This window comes from Pseudomonas sp. DL (genome assembly GCF_047199225.1).
GTDB classification, from domain to species: Bacteria; Pseudomonadota; Gammaproteobacteria; order Pseudomonadales; family Pseudomonadaceae; genus Pseudomonas; species Pseudomonas aeruginosa.
This window is the reverse complement of the sequence record NZ_CP178323.1, coordinates 817,443-834,940: the sequence shown is the minus strand read 5'-3', so window position 1 is coordinate 834,940 and position 17,498 is coordinate 817,443. Positions and strand designations below refer to the sequence as shown.

Annotated in this window: 17 protein-coding genes; 11 read left to right on the top strand and 6 right to left on the bottom strand. The window is 67.6% G+C overall.

Annotation, left to right across the window (positions count from 1 at the left end; all coding sequences use genetic code 11):
* Positions 1 to 8 precede the first annotated feature (8 nt).
* Positions 9 to 725 carry an SDR family oxidoreductase gene (locus tag ACI766_RS03920; RefSeq protein ID WP_003101310.1) on the bottom strand — a complete coding sequence of 239 codons (717 nt, stop codon included), beginning with the start codon at positions 723 to 725 and terminating at the stop codon, positions 9 to 11.
* A gap of 304 nt (positions 726 to 1,029) precedes the next feature.
* On the opposite strand from ACI766_RS03920, the gene ACI766_RS03915 reads away from it, so the two are divergent.
* A complete protein-coding gene (locus ACI766_RS03915; protein WP_003101313.1) occupies positions 1,030 to 2,739 on the top strand; it encodes an amidase in 1,710 nt (569 codons plus the stop codon).
* 61 nt (positions 2,740 to 2,800) lie between these two features.
* A complete protein-coding gene (locus ACI766_RS03910; RefSeq protein ID WP_003093540.1) occupies positions 2,801 to 3,127 on the top strand; it encodes a gamma-glutamylcyclotransferase family protein in 327 nt (108 codons plus the stop codon).
* A 15-nt stretch (positions 3,128 to 3,142) separates the two neighbouring features.
* Here the strand turns inward: ACI766_RS03910 and ACI766_RS03905 are convergent, their stop codons facing one another.
* Positions 3,143 to 4,633, bottom strand: a complete 1,491-nt coding sequence (locus tag ACI766_RS03905; RefSeq protein ID WP_003144559.1) for a PLP-dependent aminotransferase family protein — start codon at positions 4,631 to 4,633, stop codon at positions 3,143 to 3,145.
* Positions 4,634 to 4,764: 131 nt separating this feature from the next.
* Between ACI766_RS03905 and ACI766_RS03900 the strand changes: the two genes are divergently transcribed.
* A complete protein-coding gene (locus tag ACI766_RS03900) occupies positions 4,765 to 5,223 on the top strand; it encodes a GNAT family N-acetyltransferase (protein WP_016252974.1) in 459 nt (152 codons plus the stop codon).
* Between the two features lie 66 nt (positions 5,224 to 5,289).
* Here the strand turns inward: ACI766_RS03900 and dkgB are convergent, their stop codons facing one another.
* On the bottom strand, positions 5,290 to 6,108 hold the full coding sequence (dkgB, locus tag ACI766_RS03895) for a 2,5-didehydrogluconate reductase DkgB (RefSeq protein ID WP_016252973.1): 819 nt from the start codon (positions 6,106 to 6,108) through the stop codon (positions 5,290 to 5,292).
* Positions 6,109 to 6,450: 342 nt separating this feature from the next.
* Here dkgB and ACI766_RS03890 point away from each other — a divergent pair, with 342 nt between their 5' ends.
* Positions 6,451 to 8,859, top strand: a complete 2,409-nt coding sequence (locus tag ACI766_RS03890; protein ID WP_016252972.1) for a TonB-dependent siderophore receptor — start codon at positions 6,451 to 6,453, stop codon at positions 8,857 to 8,859.
* 64 nt (positions 8,860 to 8,923) lie between these two features.
* Here the strand turns inward: ACI766_RS03890 and ACI766_RS03885 are convergent, their stop codons facing one another.
* On the bottom strand, positions 8,924 to 9,352 hold the full coding sequence (locus tag ACI766_RS03885) for an Rrf2 family transcriptional regulator (protein ID WP_003115857.1): 429 nt from the start codon (positions 9,350 to 9,352) through the stop codon (positions 8,924 to 8,926).
* Between the two features lie 80 nt (positions 9,353 to 9,432).
* Between ACI766_RS03885 and ACI766_RS03880 the strand changes: the two genes are divergently transcribed.
* The 3 genes from ACI766_RS03880 (at position 9,433) to xth (ending at position 11,887) form a co-directional block, all read left to right on the top strand.
* Positions 9,433 to 10,365 carry an NAD(P)/FAD-dependent oxidoreductase gene (locus ACI766_RS03880; protein WP_003118999.1) on the top strand — a complete coding sequence of 311 codons (933 nt, stop codon included), beginning with the start codon at positions 9,433 to 9,435 and terminating at the stop codon, positions 10,363 to 10,365.
* Positions 10,366 to 10,500: 135 nt separating this feature from the next.
* Complete coding sequence (locus ACI766_RS03875; RefSeq protein WP_017148481.1) at positions 10,501 to 11,064, top strand: DJ-1/PfpI/YhbO family deglycase/protease; 564 nt, start codon at positions 10,501 to 10,503, stop codon at positions 11,062 to 11,064.
* 22 nt (positions 11,065 to 11,086) lie between these two features.
* Positions 11,087 to 11,887, top strand: coding sequence for an exodeoxyribonuclease III (gene xth, locus ACI766_RS03870; protein WP_003110540.1), 801 nt, complete (start codon positions 11,087 to 11,089; stop codon positions 11,885 to 11,887).
* Positions 11,888 to 11,918: 31 nt separating this feature from the next.
* Here xth and ACI766_RS03865 read toward each other — a convergent pair whose 3' ends face one another.
* Entirely contained in the window at positions 11,919 to 12,317 is a 399-nt protein-coding gene (locus ACI766_RS03865) for a RidA family protein (RefSeq protein ID WP_003101334.1), read from the bottom strand.
* 140 nt (positions 12,318 to 12,457) lie between these two features.
* Here ACI766_RS03865 and ACI766_RS03860 point away from each other — a divergent pair, with 140 nt between their 5' ends.
* Both ACI766_RS03860 and piv read left to right on the top strand, forming a co-directional pair.
* Entirely contained in the window at positions 12,458 to 13,381 is a 924-nt protein-coding gene (locus ACI766_RS03860; protein WP_003101343.1) for a LysR family transcriptional regulator, read from the top strand.
* Between the two features lie 534 nt (positions 13,382 to 13,915).
* Complete coding sequence (piv, locus tag ACI766_RS03855; protein WP_087823677.1) at positions 13,916 to 15,304, top strand: protease IV; 1,389 nt, start codon at positions 13,916 to 13,918, stop codon at positions 15,302 to 15,304.
* Between the two features lie 442 nt (positions 15,305 to 15,746).
* Here the strand turns inward: piv and ACI766_RS03850 are convergent, their stop codons facing one another.
* Positions 15,747 to 16,028: a peptidylprolyl isomerase gene (locus ACI766_RS03850; protein WP_003101349.1), complete on the bottom strand. Its 282-nt coding sequence runs from the start codon at positions 16,026 to 16,028 to the stop codon at positions 15,747 to 15,749.
* A 142-nt stretch (positions 16,029 to 16,170) separates the two neighbouring features.
* On the opposite strand from ACI766_RS03850, the gene ACI766_RS03845 reads away from it, so the two are divergent.
* Both ACI766_RS03845 and eftM read left to right on the top strand, forming a co-directional pair.
* Complete coding sequence (locus ACI766_RS03845) at positions 16,171 to 16,572, top strand: GFA family protein (protein WP_003101352.1); 402 nt, start codon at positions 16,171 to 16,173, stop codon at positions 16,570 to 16,572.
* A 99-nt stretch (positions 16,573 to 16,671) separates the two neighbouring features.
* Complete coding sequence (gene eftM / locus ACI766_RS03840; RefSeq protein ID WP_003112983.1) at positions 16,672 to 17,415, top strand: class I SAM-dependent methyltransferase EftM; 744 nt, start codon at positions 16,672 to 16,674, stop codon at positions 17,413 to 17,415.
* Positions 17,416 to 17,498: the final 83 nt, after the last annotated feature.

Genomic DNA, 17,498 nt, shown 5'->3' with positions numbered 1-17,498 from the left:
CCCCGGCCTCAACGACCGCCCAGGCTGCCGCCGCCGTCGACACCGATCACCTGGCCGGTGACGAACGAAGCGCCCTCGCTGAGCAGGAACTCGATCAGCGCGGCCACTTCGTCCGGCCGCCCGAGCCGCTGCATGGGGATGGTCGAGAGAATCCGCCGTTCCTCCTCGCCGCCGACCGGGCGGGTCTGGCGGAACAGCTCGGTCTCGATCGGCCCGGGCGCCACCGCGTTGACCGTGATGCCCAGCGGCGCCAGCTCCAGCGCCCAAGTGCGAGTCACCCCGACCAGCGCGCTCTTCGCCGCGGCGTAGGCGGTGCGTTCGCGGGCGCCGTGGATCGCCCGGCTGCACAGGTTGACGATGCGGCCCGCCGGCGAACGCTTGAGCCCCGGCAGGCAGGCCTGGGCAAGCTGCACGGCGACCCGCACGTTGAGGTCGAAGACCTGTTGCAGAGCGGCCAGGTCGAGGTTCTCCAGGCTTTGCGGCAAGGCGATCCCGGCGTTGTTGACCAAGGCATCCACGGCGCTTTCCGAGAGCAATCCGCGCAGCGTCTCGGCGGTTTGCGCAGGATCGGCCAGGTCGCAGCACAGCAGACGTCCAGGAAAGTCGTCGCTCGCATGGCGGGCGATGCCCACTACACTCCAGCCGGAGGCCGCCAAGCGCCTGGCCAGGGCCAGGCCGATGCCACGGGTGGCGCCGGTGACCAGCGCGGTACGATGATTCGTCATGACGATTCCCCTGTGTGAAATGGTCCCCCCGACGCCGCACCTTACGCCTCGCCGGCGGCCGGCGACAGCCCGCGGACTTTCTCCGACGCCGCGCTTCGGCGGCAACCCCAGACACTGGCCAGGACCTGCGAGGCCGTTGCCGCGCCCCGCCAGGGAAGCCGCGAGCGCCGGCCAGGATGTACACTGCATCCCCTGTATCGACCCGGCCGCCTCGCGGCCCCCGTCGCAGCAAGCAGAGAACAAGAGGAACGATGATGAGCGTCGCTAACGGTCTCCCCGTCTCCATTCGCCAGGCGGTGACAGCATGATCGAGGTCACCGAGGTTTCCATCGCCGAGCTGCGTGACGCGCTCGAGTCCGGTCGTACCACGGCGGTCGAACTGGTCCAGGCCTACCTGGCGCGGATCGACGCCTACGATGCACCCGGCACGCCCACCGCGCTGAACGCGGTGGTGGTGCGCAATCCCGATGCGCTGGCCGAAGCGCAGGCCTCCGACGCCCGCCGGGCGCGTGGCGAGCCCCTCGGTCCGCTGGACGGCATTCCCTACACCGCCAAGGACAGCTACCTGGTCAAGGGCCTCACCGCGGCTTCCGGCAGCCCGGCGTTCAAGGACCTGGTGGCCCAGCGCGATGCCTTCACCGTCGAGCGCCTGCGCGCCGCCGGGGCGATCTGCCTGGGCAAGACCAACATGCCGCCCATGGCCAACGGCGGCATGCAGCGCGGCGTCTACGGCCGCGCGGAGAGCCCGTACAATGCCGCCTACCTCACCGCGCCCTTCGCCTCGGGGTCCTCCAATGGCGCCGGCACCGCCACCGCGGCCAGCTTCGCCGCCTTCGGCCTGGCCGAGGAAACCTGGTCGAGCGGGCGCGGCCCGGCGTCGAACAACGGCCTGTGCGCCTACACCCCTTCGCGCGGGGTGATCTCGGTGCGCGGCAACTGGCCGCTGACGCCGACCATGGACGTGGTGGTGCCCTATGCGCGGAGCATGGCCGACCTGCTGGAAATCCTCGACGTAGTGGTCGCCGACGATCCCGATACCCGCGGCGACCTCTGGCGCATGCAGCCCTGGGTGCCGATCCCCAAGGCCTCCGAGGTACGCCCGGCGAGCTACCCGGCCCTGGCCGCAGGCGCCGAGGCCCTGGCCGGCAAGCGCTTCGGCGTGCCGCGCATGTTCATCAACGCCGACCCCGATGCGGGCACCAGCGAGTCCCCCGGGATCGGCGGCCCGACCGGCCAGCGCATCCATACCCGGCCCTCGGTCATCGCCCTCTGGGAACAGGCGCGCAAGGCCCTGGAAGCCGCCGGCGCCGAAGTGATCGAGGTGGACTTCCCGCTGGTGTCGAACTGCGAAGGCGACCGACCCGGCGCGCCCACCGTGTTCAACCGCGGCCTGGTGTCGAAGGAATTCCTCCACGACGAGCTGTGGGAACTCTCGGCCTGGGGCTTCGACGACTTCCTGCGCGCCAATGGCGATCCGAAGCTGAACCGCCTGGCGGATGTCGACGGCCCGCAGATATTCCCCCACGACCCCGGCACCCTGCCCAACCGCGAGGGCGACCTGGCCGCCGGCATGGACGAATACGTGCGGATGGCCGAGCGCGGCATCAAGCCCTGGGACCGGATCGCGACCCTCCCCGATGGCCTGCGCGGCCTCGAGGAAACCCGGCGGATCGACCTCGAGGAGTGGATGCGACGCCTGCGCCTCGACGCCGTGCTCTTCCCCACCGTCGCCGACGTCGGCCCGGCGGACGCCGACGTCAACCCGGCCTCGGCCGACATCGCCTGGAGCAACGGTGTCTGGGTCGCCAACGGCAACCTCGCCATCCGCCACCTCGGCGTGCCGACGGTCACCGTACCGATGGGGGTGATGGCCGACATCGGCATGCCGGTGGGCCTGACCTTCGCCGGCCGCGCCTACGACGACTCGGCGCTGCTGCGCTTCGCCGCGGCCTTCGAGTCGACCGGCTCGCGGCGTATCGTGCCGCCGCGTACTCCACCGCTGGCAAGCAAGTGAAAGGCGCGGGCGGAAGGCTTCGCGTCTTGCGCCCACGCTCTTCCGTTCAAGGGAGTTATCGATGCAGCGACTCTTCGTCTACGGCAGCCTCGGCCCCGGCCGTCCCAACGAACACCTGATGCAGAAGATCGGCGGGCAATGGCAGGCGGCCAGCCTCCGCGGTCGCCTGCTGGAAAAGGGCTGGGGTGCCGGGATGGGCTTTCCGGGCCTGGCGATCGACGCCGACGGCGAGGAAATCCACGGCCATGTGTTCGTCTCCGACCGCCTCGCCGAGCACTGGCCCGCGCTGGATGAATTCGAAGGCACCGAATACCGGCGCGTGGCGACCCGGGTAACGCTGGCCGACGGCGCCCAGGTCGATGCCTACGTCTACGCCCTGCGCGACTGAGCGCTTGCCGGCGGCCTAGGGATTCGCACGCAAACCGCGCAGGGTCTTCGCGAGGACCCCGACCGCCGCCTCCAGCTCGTCCGTGGTGTAGGCGGCGAAGCCCATCAGGAAACCCGCTCGCGGTGGCGCGGCGAGATGCAGGGCGCTGAGCCCGACCAGCTCGACACCGGCGCGGTATGCCGCCGCGACGGCGCGCGTTTCGTCGATTCCCGCGCAAAGCAGCCCGGGCATCTGTAGCCCGCCGGCCGGCACGCGCGGCTCGACCAGGCCGCCCAGACGCTTGCCCACCCGCTCCGCGAGGAATCCCAGGCGCTCGCCGTAGAGATTGCGCATGCCGCGCACATAGGCGCCGAAATGGCCGCCGGCGATGAAGCGCGCCAGGGTCAGTTGCGCCAGCGAGGCGTTGTGCCCGTCCTGCAGGGAGCGGGCGACGGTCATCGGCGCCACCAGCGCCGGCGGCAGGACCATGTAGCCGATGCGCAGGCCGGGAAACAGCGACTTGGTGAACGTGCCGATGTAGAGCGTCCGCTCGTGGGCGTCCAGGCCTTGCACGCAGGCGGTGGGCCGGCCGGCGTAGTGGAACTCGCTGTCGTAGTCGTCCTCGATGATCCATGCCTGCTGCCGCTGCGCCCATTCGATCAGCGCCAGGCGGCGCTCCAGCGACAGGGTCACGCCGGTCGGGTAATGGTGCGACGGGGTCAGGCACAGCGCCCGCGCCGCCTGCGGCTGGGCGAGGATCGGCTCGGGCCGCAGGCCCTGTTCGTCGACCGGGACCGGCAGGCACTCCAGGCCTGCGGCCTCGAAGGCCTTGCGCGCGCCGTAGTAGGCCGGGTCCTCGACGAATATCCGCTCGCCGGCGTCGAGCAGCACGCTGGCGCAAAGACCCAGCGCCTGTTGCGAACTGGTCAGCACCAGTACCCGGTCGGCCGTGGCGCGTGCGCCACGCTCCAGGTTGACGTAGTCGGCGATCGCCTGGCGCAGCGGTTCGGCACCCTGCGGGTCGCCATGGGTCAGGGCGCGCGCGCCGTATTCCTTGAGGACCTGGCGCTGCAGGCGCTCCCAGGTCGCCAGGGGAAAGGTGCGGGTCTCCGGCACGCCGGGAGCGAAGGGGCGCGGGACGAGCTGCTCGCGAACCCCGCCGCCAGCCTGCATCGCCTCGCCACGCCGGCTCAGTCGCGGCGCGCCGCCGCCCCGTCGTGGAGCGCCCGCGCCGCGCCGGCCGGGGGACAGCCGGGTAGCCGCGGCGACCACGCTGCCGCTGCCGACCCGACGCTCGATGAAGCCCTCGGCATGCAGGTGCGAATAGGCCGCTTCGACGGTGTCGCGGGATACCCCCAACGACTGCGCCAGCGCCCGCGAGGCCGGCAACGGATTGCCCGGCGCCAGCGCACCGTCGAGGATCAGTTGGCGGATCGCGCGCTGGATTCGCGCATGCAGCGGCAGGGCCTGGAGCTGTGGATGGAGGAGGCGCGCCTTGACCGACTCGAGCAGTGACTGCCTGAACAAATGGTCTGCCCTCGATTATCTAATTGGTGGGGTATGGCAAGCCATTAGGCGGCTATAAAAACAGCCGGGTCAAGACCCTCGGTCCCGGCCTCCGCCGGATCGCCCCATCAAGCCAAAAAAGGAAGCACTGGATGCAATCCCTGCACACACTGGTATCGGTACGCCCCGTGGCACCCGAGGACTTCGAGCAGTGGCTCGAATACTGGAAGGCCTACCAGGCGTTCTATGAAGTCGAACTCTCGGCACAGGCCACCGAGGCCACCTGGCGGCGCTTCTTCGACGAGGGCGAACCGATGCACTGCGCCGTGGCCAGCGACGGTAGCCGCCTGCATGGCATCGTCAACTTCCTCTACCACCGCTCGACCTGGGCGGCACAGGACGTCTGCTACCTGGAAGACCTCTATGTCTCGCCCGACGTGCGCGGCCAGCAGATCGGCAAGCAGTTGATCGAGTACGTCCGCCGGCAGGCCGAGGAACGTCGCTGCGCGCGGCTCTACTGGCATACCCAGGAAAGCAACCACAGGGCACAGCGCCTGTACGACCGGGTGGCGGACAAGCCGGGTGTGATCGAATACCGCATCGAGCTCTGAACCGGCCGCGCGACCGGAGCCTCGGCCGCCCCGCTCATGCACCGCGGCGGACCTTCGACGCGGTTCTCAGTCCCAGGCCGGCGCCAGGCCCTGCGGACTGACCTCGCGGCCGTTACGCTCGAGGCCGGCGATGCGCGCCATGTCCTCGGCGTCCAGGCGCAGGTCGCGCGCCAGCAGGTTGCTGGCGAGGTTCTCGCGGCGGGTCGAGGACGGAATCACCGCGTAGCCCAGTTGCATCGCCCAGGCCAGCGCCACCTGGGCGACCGTGGCCCGGTGCCTGGCGGCTATCCCGGCCAGCGTCGGGTCCTTCAGTACCTTGCCGTAGGCCAGGGTCATGTACGAGGTGACCGCGATGCCCTGCTCCTCGAGGTAGGCGGTCAGCGCGCGGTTCTGCAAGTAAGGGCTGAGTTCGATCTGGTTGGTGGATATCTCGCCCGCACCGACCGCGGCGATGGCCTGGCGGGTCAGTTCGATGTTGAAGTTGGAGACGCCGATCCGCCGGGTCAGGCCCAGGGACTTGGCTTCCGCCAGCGCCGCCATGTACTCCGCCAGCTCGACGCCGTTGCCGGGTGCCGGCCAATGGATCAGGACCAGGTCCAACCGGTCGGTGCGCAGTTTCTCCAGACTCTCGCGCAGGCTGGCGAGCAGCTTTTCGCGGGCGTAGTTGTCGACCCAGACCTTGGTGGTGAGGAACAGCTCGGAACGCGGTACGCGGCTCTCGGCGATCGCGCGGCCGATATCCGCCTCGTTGCCGTAGATCTGCGCGGTATCGATGGCGCGATAGCCCAGTTCGAGGGCGCTGCGCACCGAGTCGACGACGACCTGGCCGGTAAGGCGGAAGGTGCCGAGACCGAAGGACGGGAGGGGGTGGATGGTGGACGACATGGCTGCGCTCCGTGGGCGGGATGGCTCGAATGAAGCGCAGTGTGGCGGCTTACATCTCTTCGATTAAGAGCCGAATCGAGCAAATTCATTTGCGCTGGAGTCACGAATCCAGACGGCCTTCACGGGAGGTATCCAGCGGAAATCCCCGTCAGCCGCTGGCAGGACGCAGTTCATCGGATTCCTGCGAATACTACTGATAACGATAATCTCTATCATTTACTCCATTTTTACATTTACATACACTTGCCCCGCCGCGAATTCCTACGCCGGTTTCCCACATAAACAAGAAACGCAGCCGGTCGCGCCAATGGCCTGCCTGCGCCGCCATCCAGGACACTGCAGATGAAACACGTCGTTTCCAGTGCGTTATTGCTCGGTCTCTCCTCGCTTTCCCTGGCCGCCCAGGCCGCTCCCATCGCCCTTGACCTTCCCGCCCAGCCCCTGGCCGCATCCCTCGAGCAATTGCAGGGCGCCAGCGGCCTGCGCATCCGTTTCGACCGCGCGGCCGTGGCCGACCGGCGCGCACCGGCCCTACGCGGCAAGCTGGAGCCAAGCGAGGCACTGCAGCGTCTGCTCGCAGGTTCCGGACTGAGCGGGGAGGTTCGGGGCGGCGACGCCTGGGTCGAGGCCGCGGCGACAGGTGCCGGCATCGCCCCCGGCGACAGCGTCGACCTCGGCGCGCTCAGCGTGGTCGCCACCCAGGACCCGGCCACCGCCGCCATCACCGAAGACAGCGGCTCCTACACCACGCGGGCGATGCGCACCTCGACCAAGCTGGCGATGTCGATCCGCGAGACCCCTCAGTCGGTCAGCGTGGTCACCCGCCAGCGCATGGACGACCAGGGCATGCGCGACCTCAACGACGCGGTGAAGGGCGTCACCGGCCTCACCGTGCAACAGTACGGGCCGGCCCGGGTGAAGTACGCGGCGCGCGGCTTCGACGTCGACAACATCATGTACGACGGCCTGCCGACGAGCATTTCCACCTATACCCAGGACGTCATTTCCGCCGCCGACCTGGCCATGTTCGACCGCGTCGAAGTGGTGCGCGGCGCCACCGGACTGATGCAGGGCGCAGGCAACCCGGCGGCGGCGATCAACATGGTGCGCAAGCGTCCGACCCAGGACTTCCGCGCCTCCCTGCAAGGCAGCGTCGGCACCTGGGACCGCTATCGCAGCGAGGCCGACGTTTCCGGCCCGCTGAACAGCGAAGGAACCCTGCGCGGCCGCGCGGTGGTCGCCTACCAGAAAGGCAACAGCTTCCAGGACCACGTCAGCAGCGAACGCGGCGTGTTCTACGGGATCGCCGAAGCCGACCTGAGCCCGGACACCACCTTCGCCATCGGCGCCTCGAACCAGAACGACAACCGCAACGACAACTGGGTAGGCCTGCCCAGCCCGCTGGGCGGCCGCCACCTGGACCTCAAGCGCTCGTCCTATTACGGCGCCGACTGGTCCTACTGGGATACCGACACCACCCACCTGTTCAGCGACCTGACCCACCGCTTCGCCAACGGTTGGCAGATGAAGCTGGCCGCCGACAAGCTGTGGGCGCGAATCAACATGCTCGGGCTGTACAACGACTGCTACTACTCGACCACCGGCTGCGCCAGCATGACCCAGAACCCCGGCGACTACAGCTACACCGACGACCACGACAGCTATGACGCCTATGCCAACGGTCCCTTCCAGTTGCTCGGCCGCGAGCACGAGCTGGTGGTCGGCGCCAGCTATCGCCAGGAACGCTTCGACGGCCACGGCGGCTGGGGCAGCCTGTTCAACAAGGACGGCACCCTCACCGGGCCGATGGACCCGACCCAGTGGGACCCGAGCTCGACTCTCAAGCCGAGGCTGAACACCAGCCTGTGGGGCATGAAGCTCGACCAGGAACAGAAAGGCGCCTACCTCACCACCCGGTTGAACCTCGCCGACCCGCTGAAAGTGATCCTCGGCGGGCGCCTGGACTGGTACAAGGCCGACGCCGATACCGACAGCTACAAGGTCACCCGCAACGTCACCCGCTATGCCGGGGTGATCTACGACCTGAACCAGACCTACTCGGTCTACGCCAGCTATACCGACATCTTCAAGCCGCAGAGCAACTTCGACGCCGGCGGCGGCCTGCTCGACCCGATCACCGGCAAGAACTACGAGATCGGCCTGAAGGGCGAACACTTCGGCGGCGCGCTCAATTCGCAGATCGCGCTGTTCCAGATCGACCAGGAAAACCGCGCCACCGAGGACGTCGGCGGCCCCTCGCCATGCCCCTTCAGCCCCACCTCGCGCTATTGCTCGCGCGCTTCGGGCAAGGTCCGCAGCCAGGGCGTCGACCTGGAGCTGAGCGGTGCGCTGAGCGACGACTGGCAGATGATGGCCGGCTATACCTACGTCGACGCCAAGTACAAGCACGACAGCAACAAGGCCAACGAGGGCAAGCCATTCGACGCGGCCAAGCCACGCCACCTGTTCAAGCTCGCCACCAGCTATACGCTACCCGGCGAACTGCACAAATGGCGCGTCGGCGGCGACCTGGCCACCCAGAGCAAGACCGAGGACAGCAGCACCGGTTTCCAGCAGGGCGGCTACACCGTGGTCAACGCCATGCTCGGCTACAAGGTCAACGAACGGATCGACACGCGGCTGAACTTCAACAACCTGTTCGACAAGTACTATTACAGCGGCATCGACTTCGGCAACCTCAACTACGGCGAGCCGCGCAACCTGATGTTCACGGTGAAGTACTCGCTCTGATCCCGGACCGCCGGCGTGCCTCCGCAGGCGCGGCGGCGGTGTCCGAACGGCCCTTCGAGGCGCCTCAGCAAGGCCGATAGCGGCGCTCGAACTCGCTCGCCAACTGCTCCAGCGTGACGCTCCCCAGGCGCTCCAGGAGCAACGCCTGCGCCGCCTCGAACGCCTCGCCGAGCGCTTCGTTGACCGCCTGCTCGACCAGGCATTCCGGATGATCGGTAGACAGGCCGATGGCGAAGATCGAGGACGCTCCCAGCGCCTGGTGGATATCCAGCAAGGTGATGTCCGCCAACGGCTTGGCCAGCCGCCAACCGCCGCGATGGCCCTTCTCCGAACTCACGTAGCCTTCGTTCTTCAGCAGCGCCATGGTCCGTCGCACCACCACCGGGTTGGTGCCGAGCATCTGCCCGATGGCTTCGGACGTCGCCGGCCCTTCGTGGCGGGCCATATGGATCAGCACATGGAGCATGCGCGAGAGGCGGGTGTCGTTTCTCATGAACGGCGGGCTCGTGACGGAAAGACCATGAGTATGTCTCGCTACAGAAAAAGTTACGAGAGCGTTGACAAGCGCATCTCATGAAACTTACGTTGTTTCGTGACTATCCGAATGGGAGATACGCCATGACTTTCGACGTGATCATCGTGGGTGGCAGCTACGCCGGCATCTCCGCGGGCATGCAACTGGCGCGGGCGCGGCGCAGGGTGCTGGTGATGGATACGGGACTGCGACGCAACCGCTTCGCCCGGGCCTCCCACGGCTTTCTCGGCCAGGACGGCCGCGATCCGGCGGCCATCGCCGATGACGCCCGCGCGCAGTTGCTGGCCTATCCCAGCGTCGAGTGGCTGTCCGAAGCCGCCGTCGCGGCGAAGAAGGAGGCGGACGGTTTCGTGGTGAAGGCCGCCAACGGAGAACGTTTCACCGCGCGCCGGCTGATCCTCGCCAGCGGGGTCGCCGACGAGCTGCCGGAGATCCCCGGTCTTGCCGAGCGCTGGGGACGGCACGTGTTCCATTGCCCGTATTGCCACGGCTACGAACTGGACGGCGGGCCGATTGGCGTACTGGCGGCCTCACCGCTGGCCATCCACCACGCCCTGATGTTGCCCGACTGGGGAGCGACCACCTTTTTCCTCAACGGCGTCTTCGAACCGGATGCCGAGCAAATGTCCAGGCTGGACCGGCGCGGCGTGACGATCGAGCGCGAAGCCGTGGTCGCGCTGGGCGGCGCGCGCGCCGACGTGACCCTGGCCAGTGGCCGCACGATTACGCTCGCGGGGTTGTTCACCCAGCCGCGTACGCGCATGGCCAGCCCGCTGGCGGCGTTGCTCGGCTGCGAGTTCGAGGACGGCCCGAGCGGGCCGTTCATCAGGACCGACGGCATGCGCGAAACCAGCGTTCCCGGCGTCTTCGCCTGCGGCGACGCGGCGCTGGCGGCCGGCAACGTCGCCATCGCGGTGGGCGACGGCGCGCGCACCGGTGGCGCGGCGCATCATTCGCTGCTGTTCCGCTGACGCCGGAGGCTGACAGGCCAAGGATCCGGCCCACCGCCCGGCAAATCTTTCGAACTCCCCGGCGCTCCAGCTTTCCACTCTCCTGCATGTCACGCCACGGTGCCCGCCACGGGCGCCCCAGCAGAGGAGAAAACCATGAGCGCGAAGCTGCAAGGCAAGAACGTCCTGGTCATCACCGCCAACACCGGCATCGAGCGCGACGAGCTGCTCGAACCGCTGAAGACCCTGAAGCGACAGGGCGCCACGGTCACCCACGCGACCATCGAGGGCGGCGAAGCGCAGACCTGGGTGCACGACAGCGAGAAGGACCTGATCGTCAATTCCGACGCCAGGCTGCAAGGCCTGCGCGCCGAGGACTACGACTTGCTGCTGGTCCCCGGCGGCACGGTGAATGCCGACACCCTGCGCCAGGACAGCGAGGCCCAGCGCCTGGTCAGGGAATTCAGCGACGCAGGCAAGACGGTCGCCGCCATCTGCCACGGCCCCTGGCTGCTGATCGACGCCGGTGTCGCCCGCGGCAAGACCCTGACCTCCTATTCCAGCGTGCGTATCGACCTGACCAACGCCGGCGCGGACTGGGTCGACACGCGGGTGAAAGTCTGCCCGGCGCACGGCTGGACCCTGATCACCTCGCGCAACCCGGGTGACTTGCAGGCGTTCAACGAAGCCATCGGCGAAGCCCTGCAGGCGGCCGCCTGATCGTCATTCGCGGAGACAAGCGGTGGACACCCTGAAGATCGCCACCTTCAACGTCAACGGCATCCAGACCCGGCTGGCCGCGCTGCTGGCCTGGCTGGAGCGGGAAGCGCCGGACATCGTCTGCCTGCAGGAACTGAAGACGCCCGACGCGCGCTTCCCCGCCGCGGCGCTGGAGAGGGCCGGATACGGCGCGATCTGGCAGGGCCAGTCGGCGTGGAACGGCGTCGCCATCCTCGCCCGCGACAGCCAGCCGCTGGAGGTACGCCGCGGCCTGCCGGGCAACGCCAGCGATCCCCACAGCCGCTACCTCGAAGCGGCCGTCGACGGCCTGCTGGTGGCCAGCCTGTACCTGCCCAATGGCAATCCCCAGCCGGGACCGAAGTTCGACTACAAGCTGGCCTGGTTCGAGCACCTCATCCGACACGCCGCCGAGCTGATGGAGAGCGGCCATCCGGTGGTGCTGGCCGGCGACTTCAACGTGGTGCCCAGCGACTTCGATATCTACGACACCCGCTCCTGGAAAAAGGACGCCCTGCTCCAGCCGGAGTCCCGCGAGTGCTTCGAGCGCCTCCTGCGGCAGGGCTGGGTGGACGCGCTACGCCAGCGTTTCCCCGACCGGCGCCTCTATACCTTCTGGGACTACTTCCGCCAGCACTGGCAACGCGACGCCGGGCTGCGCATCGACCACCTGCTGCTCAGCGCCAGCCTGGCGGACCACCTGGAAGACGCCGGGGTGGATCGCTGGGTGCGCGGCGAGGAGCACGCCAGCGACCACGCGCCGGCCTGGGTAAGCCTGCGGCGTCCCTCAGAGCCCCGGCGCTAGCCGAGCTGGCCCCGGCACTGCGCATCGGCTCTCACCGCCCCTCCGGCAACCTCGCGACCACCTTGATCTCGAAGCTGAAGCCATACAGCCAGTTCACCCCCACCGCCGTCAGCGTGGGGTACGGCGCCTCGCCCCAGTACTCCGGGACGATCTTCCAGATGCGCTCGAAGTTGGCCTCGGCGTCGACCATGAACACGGTGACGTCGAGCACATCGTCGAACCCGCAACCGGCCGCGGCGAGCACCGCATTCAGATTGTCGAAGGCGCGGCGGACCTGGGTCTCCAGCTCGGGTTCGGGAGAGCCGTCGTCGCGGCTGCCGACCTGGCCGGAGACGAACAGCAGGCCGTCGCTGCGGACCGCCGGGGAATAGCGGTTGCGCTCGTAGAGGGCCTGGCGGCCGGCGGGGAAAACCACGTCGCGTACAGTCATGCGATACCTCCATCCTGGGGCTCCCGGCCCCGTCATCGTCGATGGAAGAACGGTAAGGTCGTGCGCGCCGTGGATAAACGCGCAACCCTGGCCATGACTGTTTGTAGAATCCAAACAATCCCCGACGACCCGGAGTCCCGATGGACCGTTTCGATGCGATGCAGGCCTTTGCCCGTGTGGTGGATACCGGCAGCTTCACCAAGGCGGCGGAGACGCTGCACATGAGCCGCACCAGCGTCACCCAGTTGGTCCAGCAACTGGAAGCGCGGCTGCGGGTACGCCTGCTCAACCGCACCACGCGCAAGCTCAACCTGACCGCCGACGGCGCCGCCTACTACGAGCGGGTGGTACGTCTGCTGGCGGAACTGGACGATGCCGAGACCAGCCTCTCCAGCGCCGCCCTGGCGCCCCGCGGGCGTCTCCGGATCGACGTACCGAGCCCGCTGGCGCGGCTGCTGCTGATCCCGGCGTTGCCCGAGTTCCATGCGCGCTATCCGGAGATCCAGATCGACCTGGGCGTGAGCGATCGGCTCGTCGACCTGATCGACGAGAACGTCGACTGCGTCATCCGCGGCGGCGAACTGCGCGACCAGTCGCTGATGGCGCGGCGGGTCGGCGACCTGCAACTGGGGGTCTACGCGGCACCGGCCTACTTGCAGCGCGCCGGCGTGCCGAGCCACCCGCGCGAACTGGAGGACAGCCACCAGCGTATCGTCGGCTTCCTCTGGGCGCGCACCGGCAAGGCCCTGCCCTACGCCATGCGCAGGGGCGAGGAATGCCTGCGGGTGGCGGGCCGTCATGTGCTGGCGGTGGACGACGGCAACGCCTACCTGGCGGCCGGGCTGGCCGGCCTGGGCATCCTCTGGCTGCCGCACTACATGGCGCGCGAGCCCCTCGCCCGCGGCGAGCTGCTGCCGCTGTTCGAGGACTGGAGCCTGGAGCCGATGCCGCTGTACCTGGCGTTCCCGCCGAACCGCCACGTCAGCGGCAAGCTGCGGGTGTTCATCGAGTGGGTCGCCGAACTGATCGCGCGGCATGCGCCGCCGTTGCATCCGCCGCTCTGAAACAAGGGCGGCGGCGTATCCTGGAAAACCCTGGAGTAATGGTAAGCGGCCAGGGCTCTATATATGCCCCGCGATTATAGAGATGACTTATACGACCATAAGCCGGATATCCTGGAATTCAACCAAGCCAACATCGGAACGGTTTCCGAGCGGTGAATGGAAGATTCACCCAGCCTTATATTCGGCAGTGGTCAAACCGGATAACTTGAAAATCAGGATTTCGTTAACCCGATCACATCGACAGCCGCACCAGTAAAGCACTCACGCACTACATCCTGCACCTCTCTGAAGCAAACCGAAGGCTCTGCAGAACCACTCCAGACCAAACTTTAGTTGGTAGAGAGAGCAATCCAACATCAATGGCAAGTGAAGGAAATAGCTATCTATTCTGCTATCCATAAACGCTTCTTCATATTTAATAGCTAGCAGAAACGAATATAAAAAATATTTGAACGACTCCGTCACACCTGCATATCTTTCGCCACGCGAACGATTGAGGAAGTTGCCCTCCCAAAAAACTGAAGGAGTCGATTCATGCATAAGAGAACGTACCTGAATGCATGCCTGGTTCTGGCGTTGGCTGCCGGCGCGAGCCAGGCCTTGGCGGCGCCCGGTGCGAGCGAGATGACTGGCGACGTCGCCGTGCTCCAGGCCTCCCCGGCGAGCACCGGTCACGCCCGCTTCGCCAACCCCAACGCGGCGATCTCGGCGGCCGGCATCCACTTCGCCGCGCCCCCCGCCCGCCGCGTGGCCCGCGCCGCGCCGCTGGCGCCGAAACCGGGTACGCCGCTGCAAGTGGGGGTGGGCCTGAAAACGGCGACTCCGGAAATCGACCTGGCAACCCTCGAATGGATCGACACTCCGGACGGGCGCCACACCGCGCGCTTCCCGATCAGCGCTGCGGGGGCCGCCAGCCTGCGCGCCGCGATTCGCCTGGAAACCCGCAGCGGCTCGCTGCCCGACGACGTGCTGCTGCACTTCGCCGGCGCCGGCAAGGAAATCTTCGAGGCCAGCGGCAAGGACCTCTCGGTCAACCGTCCCTACTGGAGCCCGGTCATCGAGGGCGATACCCTGACCGTCGAACTGGTGCTGCCGGCCAACCTGCAACCGGGCGACCTGCGCCTGTCGGTACCCCAGGTATCGTATTTCGCCGACTCCCTGTACAAGGCCGGCTACCGCGACGGCTTCGGCGCCAGCGGCAGCTGCGAGGTGGATGCGGTCTGCGCGACCCAGAGCGGCACGCGGGCCTACGACAACGCCACCGCAGCGGTGGCGAAGATGGTCTTCACCAGCTCGGCGGACGGCGGCAGCTACATCTGCACCGGCACCCTGCTGAACAACGGCAACTCGCCCAAGCGCCAGTTGTTCTGGTCGGCCGCGCACTGCATCGAGGACCAGGCCACCGCCGCGACGCTGCAGACCATCTGGTTCTACAACACCACCCAGTGCTACGGCGACGCCTCGACCATCAACCAGAGCGTCACCGTGCTGACCGGCGGGGCGAATATCCTGCACCGCGACGCGAAGCGCGACACCCTGCTGCTGGAACTCAAGCGCACTCCGCCGGCCGGCGTGTTCTACCAGGGCTGGAGCGCCACGCCGATCGCCAACGGCTCGCTCGGCCATGACATCCACCATCCGCGCGGCGACGCCAAGAAGTACTCGCAGGGCAACGTCTCGGCAGTGGGCGTCACCTACGACGGGCATACCGCCCTGACCCGCGTCGACTGGCCGTCGGCGGTGGTCGAAGGCGGCTCGTCCGGCTCGGGCCTGCTGACCGTCGCCGGCGACGGCTCCTACCAGCTGCGCGGTGGCCTGTACGGCGGCCCCTCGTACTGCGGCGCGCCCACCTCACAGCGCAATGACTACTTCTCCGATTTCAGCGGCGTCTATTCGCAGATCTCCCGCTACTTCGCGCCCTGAGGCCAGCCAGGCTATCGATCGCGCACCGGCGGATAACCGCGCAGCGGTTATTCGCCCTACGCCCGGATTGGCGCCTGGAAGTGCGGCTTCTTTCGTCGTCCGGGACAGGTAGGGCGCATAACGCCAACGGCGTTATCCGCCGTTTATCCCGCGCAGCGGTTATCCGCCCTACGCCCGGATTGGCGCCTGGAAGTGCGGCTTCTTTCGTCGTCCGGGACAGGTAGGGCGCATAACGCCAACGGCGTTATCCGCCGTTTATCCCGCGCAATGGTTATTCGCCCCACGCCCGGATTGGCACCTGGAAGTGCGGCTTCTTTCGTCGTCCGGGACAGGTAGGGCGCATAACGCCAACGGCGTTATCCGCCGTCTATCCCGCGCAGCGGTTATTCGCCCTACGCCTGGATCGGCGCGTGGAAGAGGGGCGTTATGCGCCGCCGTACGTTCAGTCCTGGCGGCTGGTGACTTCCAGCAGGTGGTAGCCGAACTGGGTCTTCACCGGCCCCTGGACCACGTTCAGCGGCGCGCTGAAGACCACCTGGTCGAACTCGCGGACCATCTGGCCGGGGCCGAACGAGCCCAGGTTGCCGCCGTCGCGGCCGGAGGGGCAGGAGGAATGCTCGCGGGCGACTTCGGCGAAGTCGGCACCGCCTTCGATGGCGGTCTTCAGTTCGTTGCACTTGGCTTCGCTGGAAACCAGGATGTGGCGGGCAGTGGCTCGGGCCATGGGGAAATACTCCTAGGGTGAAACGGCAGAGCCTAGCAGACATCGACGCCCGCACCGACAGCCCGCGACCGGAGGAGGCGCTCGACAAGCGTGGCGAGGGCTGCTTGACTCGCCGCCTTTGCGAATGCGGGAACGCCCTCCGATGAGCCAGACCTTCCACGGCAGTTGCCTGTGCGGCGCGCTGCACTACCGACTGTCCTCGCCCCCGCGCGCACTCTCTCACTGCCACTGCGGCCAGTGTCGCAAGGCCCATGGCGCGGCATTCGCCAGCTATGGCAGCGTCCCCGTCGCGGACCTGCACATCGACCGCGGCGCCGACCTGCTCGCCGCGTTCCGCTCCTCACCCGCCGTGCTCCGGCGCTTCTGCTCGCGCTGCGGCTCGCCGCTGTTCTGGTCGAGGAGCGAAGGCGAGTTCGCCGACTGGGTATCGGTCGCCCTCGGCAGCCTGGACACGCCCTTCCCGGCGGCGAAACAGAAGCATGTCCAGGTCGCATCGATGGCCTGCTGGTGCAGGATCGCCGACGACTGGCCGCGTTTCGACTGAAGTCCGCCCGCGATCCGCCGGCCGGTGCCTGTTTTTTCGCCGGCAAGGCCCGGGCCTGGGGTACCATGCCGCGCCCTTCGCCGCCGGTCCTTGCCGCCCATGTCCGCCACCGCGCTGTACACCGACCTGTCCCACTATTACGACCTGATGTGCGCCGACATCGACTACCAGGCGCAGAGCCACTGCGTGCGTCGCCTGCACCAGTTGTTCGGCAACCAGGGCCGGCGGCACCTGGACCTGGCCTGCGGTACCGGCCCTCACGTGCGGCACTTCCTCGATTTCGGCTATCGCAGCGCCGGCCTGGACATCAACCAGCCGATGCTCGACCTCGCCCGACAGCGCTGCCCCGAAGCGCACTTCAGCCGGCAGGACATGGCCGGCTTCCAGGTGGACGAGCCGCTGGACCTGATCACCTGTTTCCTCTATTCGATCCACTACAACGCAGGGCTGGAGCGCTTGCGCGCATGCCTGGCCAGCGTGCATGGCGCACTGGCGGATGGCGGCGTGTTCTGTTTCAACACGGTGGACAAGGGGCAGATCGACAATCGCTCGTTCGTCCGCCATTCCGTGGAGCATCGAGGCAGCCGCTTCACCTTCGGTTCCGGCTGGTACTACAGCGGCGAGGGCGAGCGCCAGGCGCTGCGCCTCGGTATCGAGAAAACCACGGACGGAACGACCCAGACCTGGGAGGACGAACACCCCATGGTCGCCCTCGGCTTCGCCGAGCTGCAGCACCTGTTGCAGACGCATTTCGAGGTGCAGGTCTTCGAACACGACTACGAACGGATCACGCCCTGGGCCGGCAGCTCCGGGAATGCCCTGTTCGTCTGCGTGAAGCGCTAGCCTCCGGAGATCCTGGCGCAAACGTGACGATCAGGCTGGCACGGGCGGGGCAGCGTTTCACAGGGGGCTGCGGAGGATTCTTC

Excerpts from the sequence above, each read along its gene's own strand:
- ACI766_RS03885 (WP_003115857.1), bottom strand. The coding sequence starts at position 9,352 with ATGAGAAACGACACCCGCCTCTCGCGCATGCTCCATGTGCTGATCCAT.
- ACI766_RS03900 (WP_016252974.1), top strand. The coding sequence starts at position 4,765 with ATGCAATCCCTGCACACACTGGTATCGGTACGCCCCGTGGCACCCGAG.
- ACI766_RS03845 (WP_003101352.1), top strand. The coding sequence starts at position 16,171 with ATGAGCCAGACCTTCCACGGCAGTTGCCTGTGCGGCGCGCTGCACTAC.
- ACI766_RS03920 (WP_003101310.1), bottom strand. The coding sequence starts at position 725 with ATGACGAATCATCGTACCGCGCTGGTCACCGGCGCCACCCGTGGCATC.
- dkgB (WP_016252973.1), bottom strand. The coding sequence starts at position 6,108 with ATGTCGTCCACCATCCACCCCCTCCCGTCCTTCGGTCTCGGCACCTTC.
- piv (WP_087823677.1), top strand. The coding sequence starts at position 13,916 with ATGCATAAGAGAACGTACCTGAATGCATGCCTGGTTCTGGCGTTGGCT.
- ACI766_RS03875 (WP_017148481.1), top strand. The coding sequence starts at position 10,501 with ATGAGCGCGAAGCTGCAAGGCAAGAACGTCCTGGTCATCACCGCCAAC.
- ACI766_RS03865 (WP_003101334.1), bottom strand. The coding sequence starts at position 12,317 with ATGACTGTACGCGACGTGGTTTTCCCCGCCGGCCGCCAGGCCCTCTAC.
- ACI766_RS03850 (WP_003101349.1), bottom strand. The coding sequence starts at position 16,028 with ATGGCCCGAGCCACTGCCCGCCACATCCTGGTTTCCAGCGAAGCCAAG.
- ACI766_RS03915 (WP_003101313.1), top strand. The coding sequence starts at position 1,030 with ATGATCGAGGTCACCGAGGTTTCCATCGCCGAGCTGCGTGACGCGCTC.
- ACI766_RS03860 (WP_003101343.1), top strand. The coding sequence starts at position 12,458 with ATGGACCGTTTCGATGCGATGCAGGCCTTTGCCCGTGTGGTGGATACC.
- eftM (WP_003112983.1), top strand. The coding sequence starts at position 16,672 with ATGTCCGCCACCGCGCTGTACACCGACCTGTCCCACTATTACGACCTG.
- ACI766_RS03880 (WP_003118999.1), top strand. The coding sequence starts at position 9,433 with ATGAAACTTACGTTGTTTCGTGACTATCCGAATGGGAGATACGCCATG.
- ACI766_RS03910 (WP_003093540.1), top strand. The coding sequence starts at position 2,801 with ATGCAGCGACTCTTCGTCTACGGCAGCCTCGGCCCCGGCCGTCCCAAC.
- ACI766_RS03890 (WP_016252972.1), top strand. The coding sequence starts at position 6,451 with ATGAAACACGTCGTTTCCAGTGCGTTATTGCTCGGTCTCTCCTCGCTT.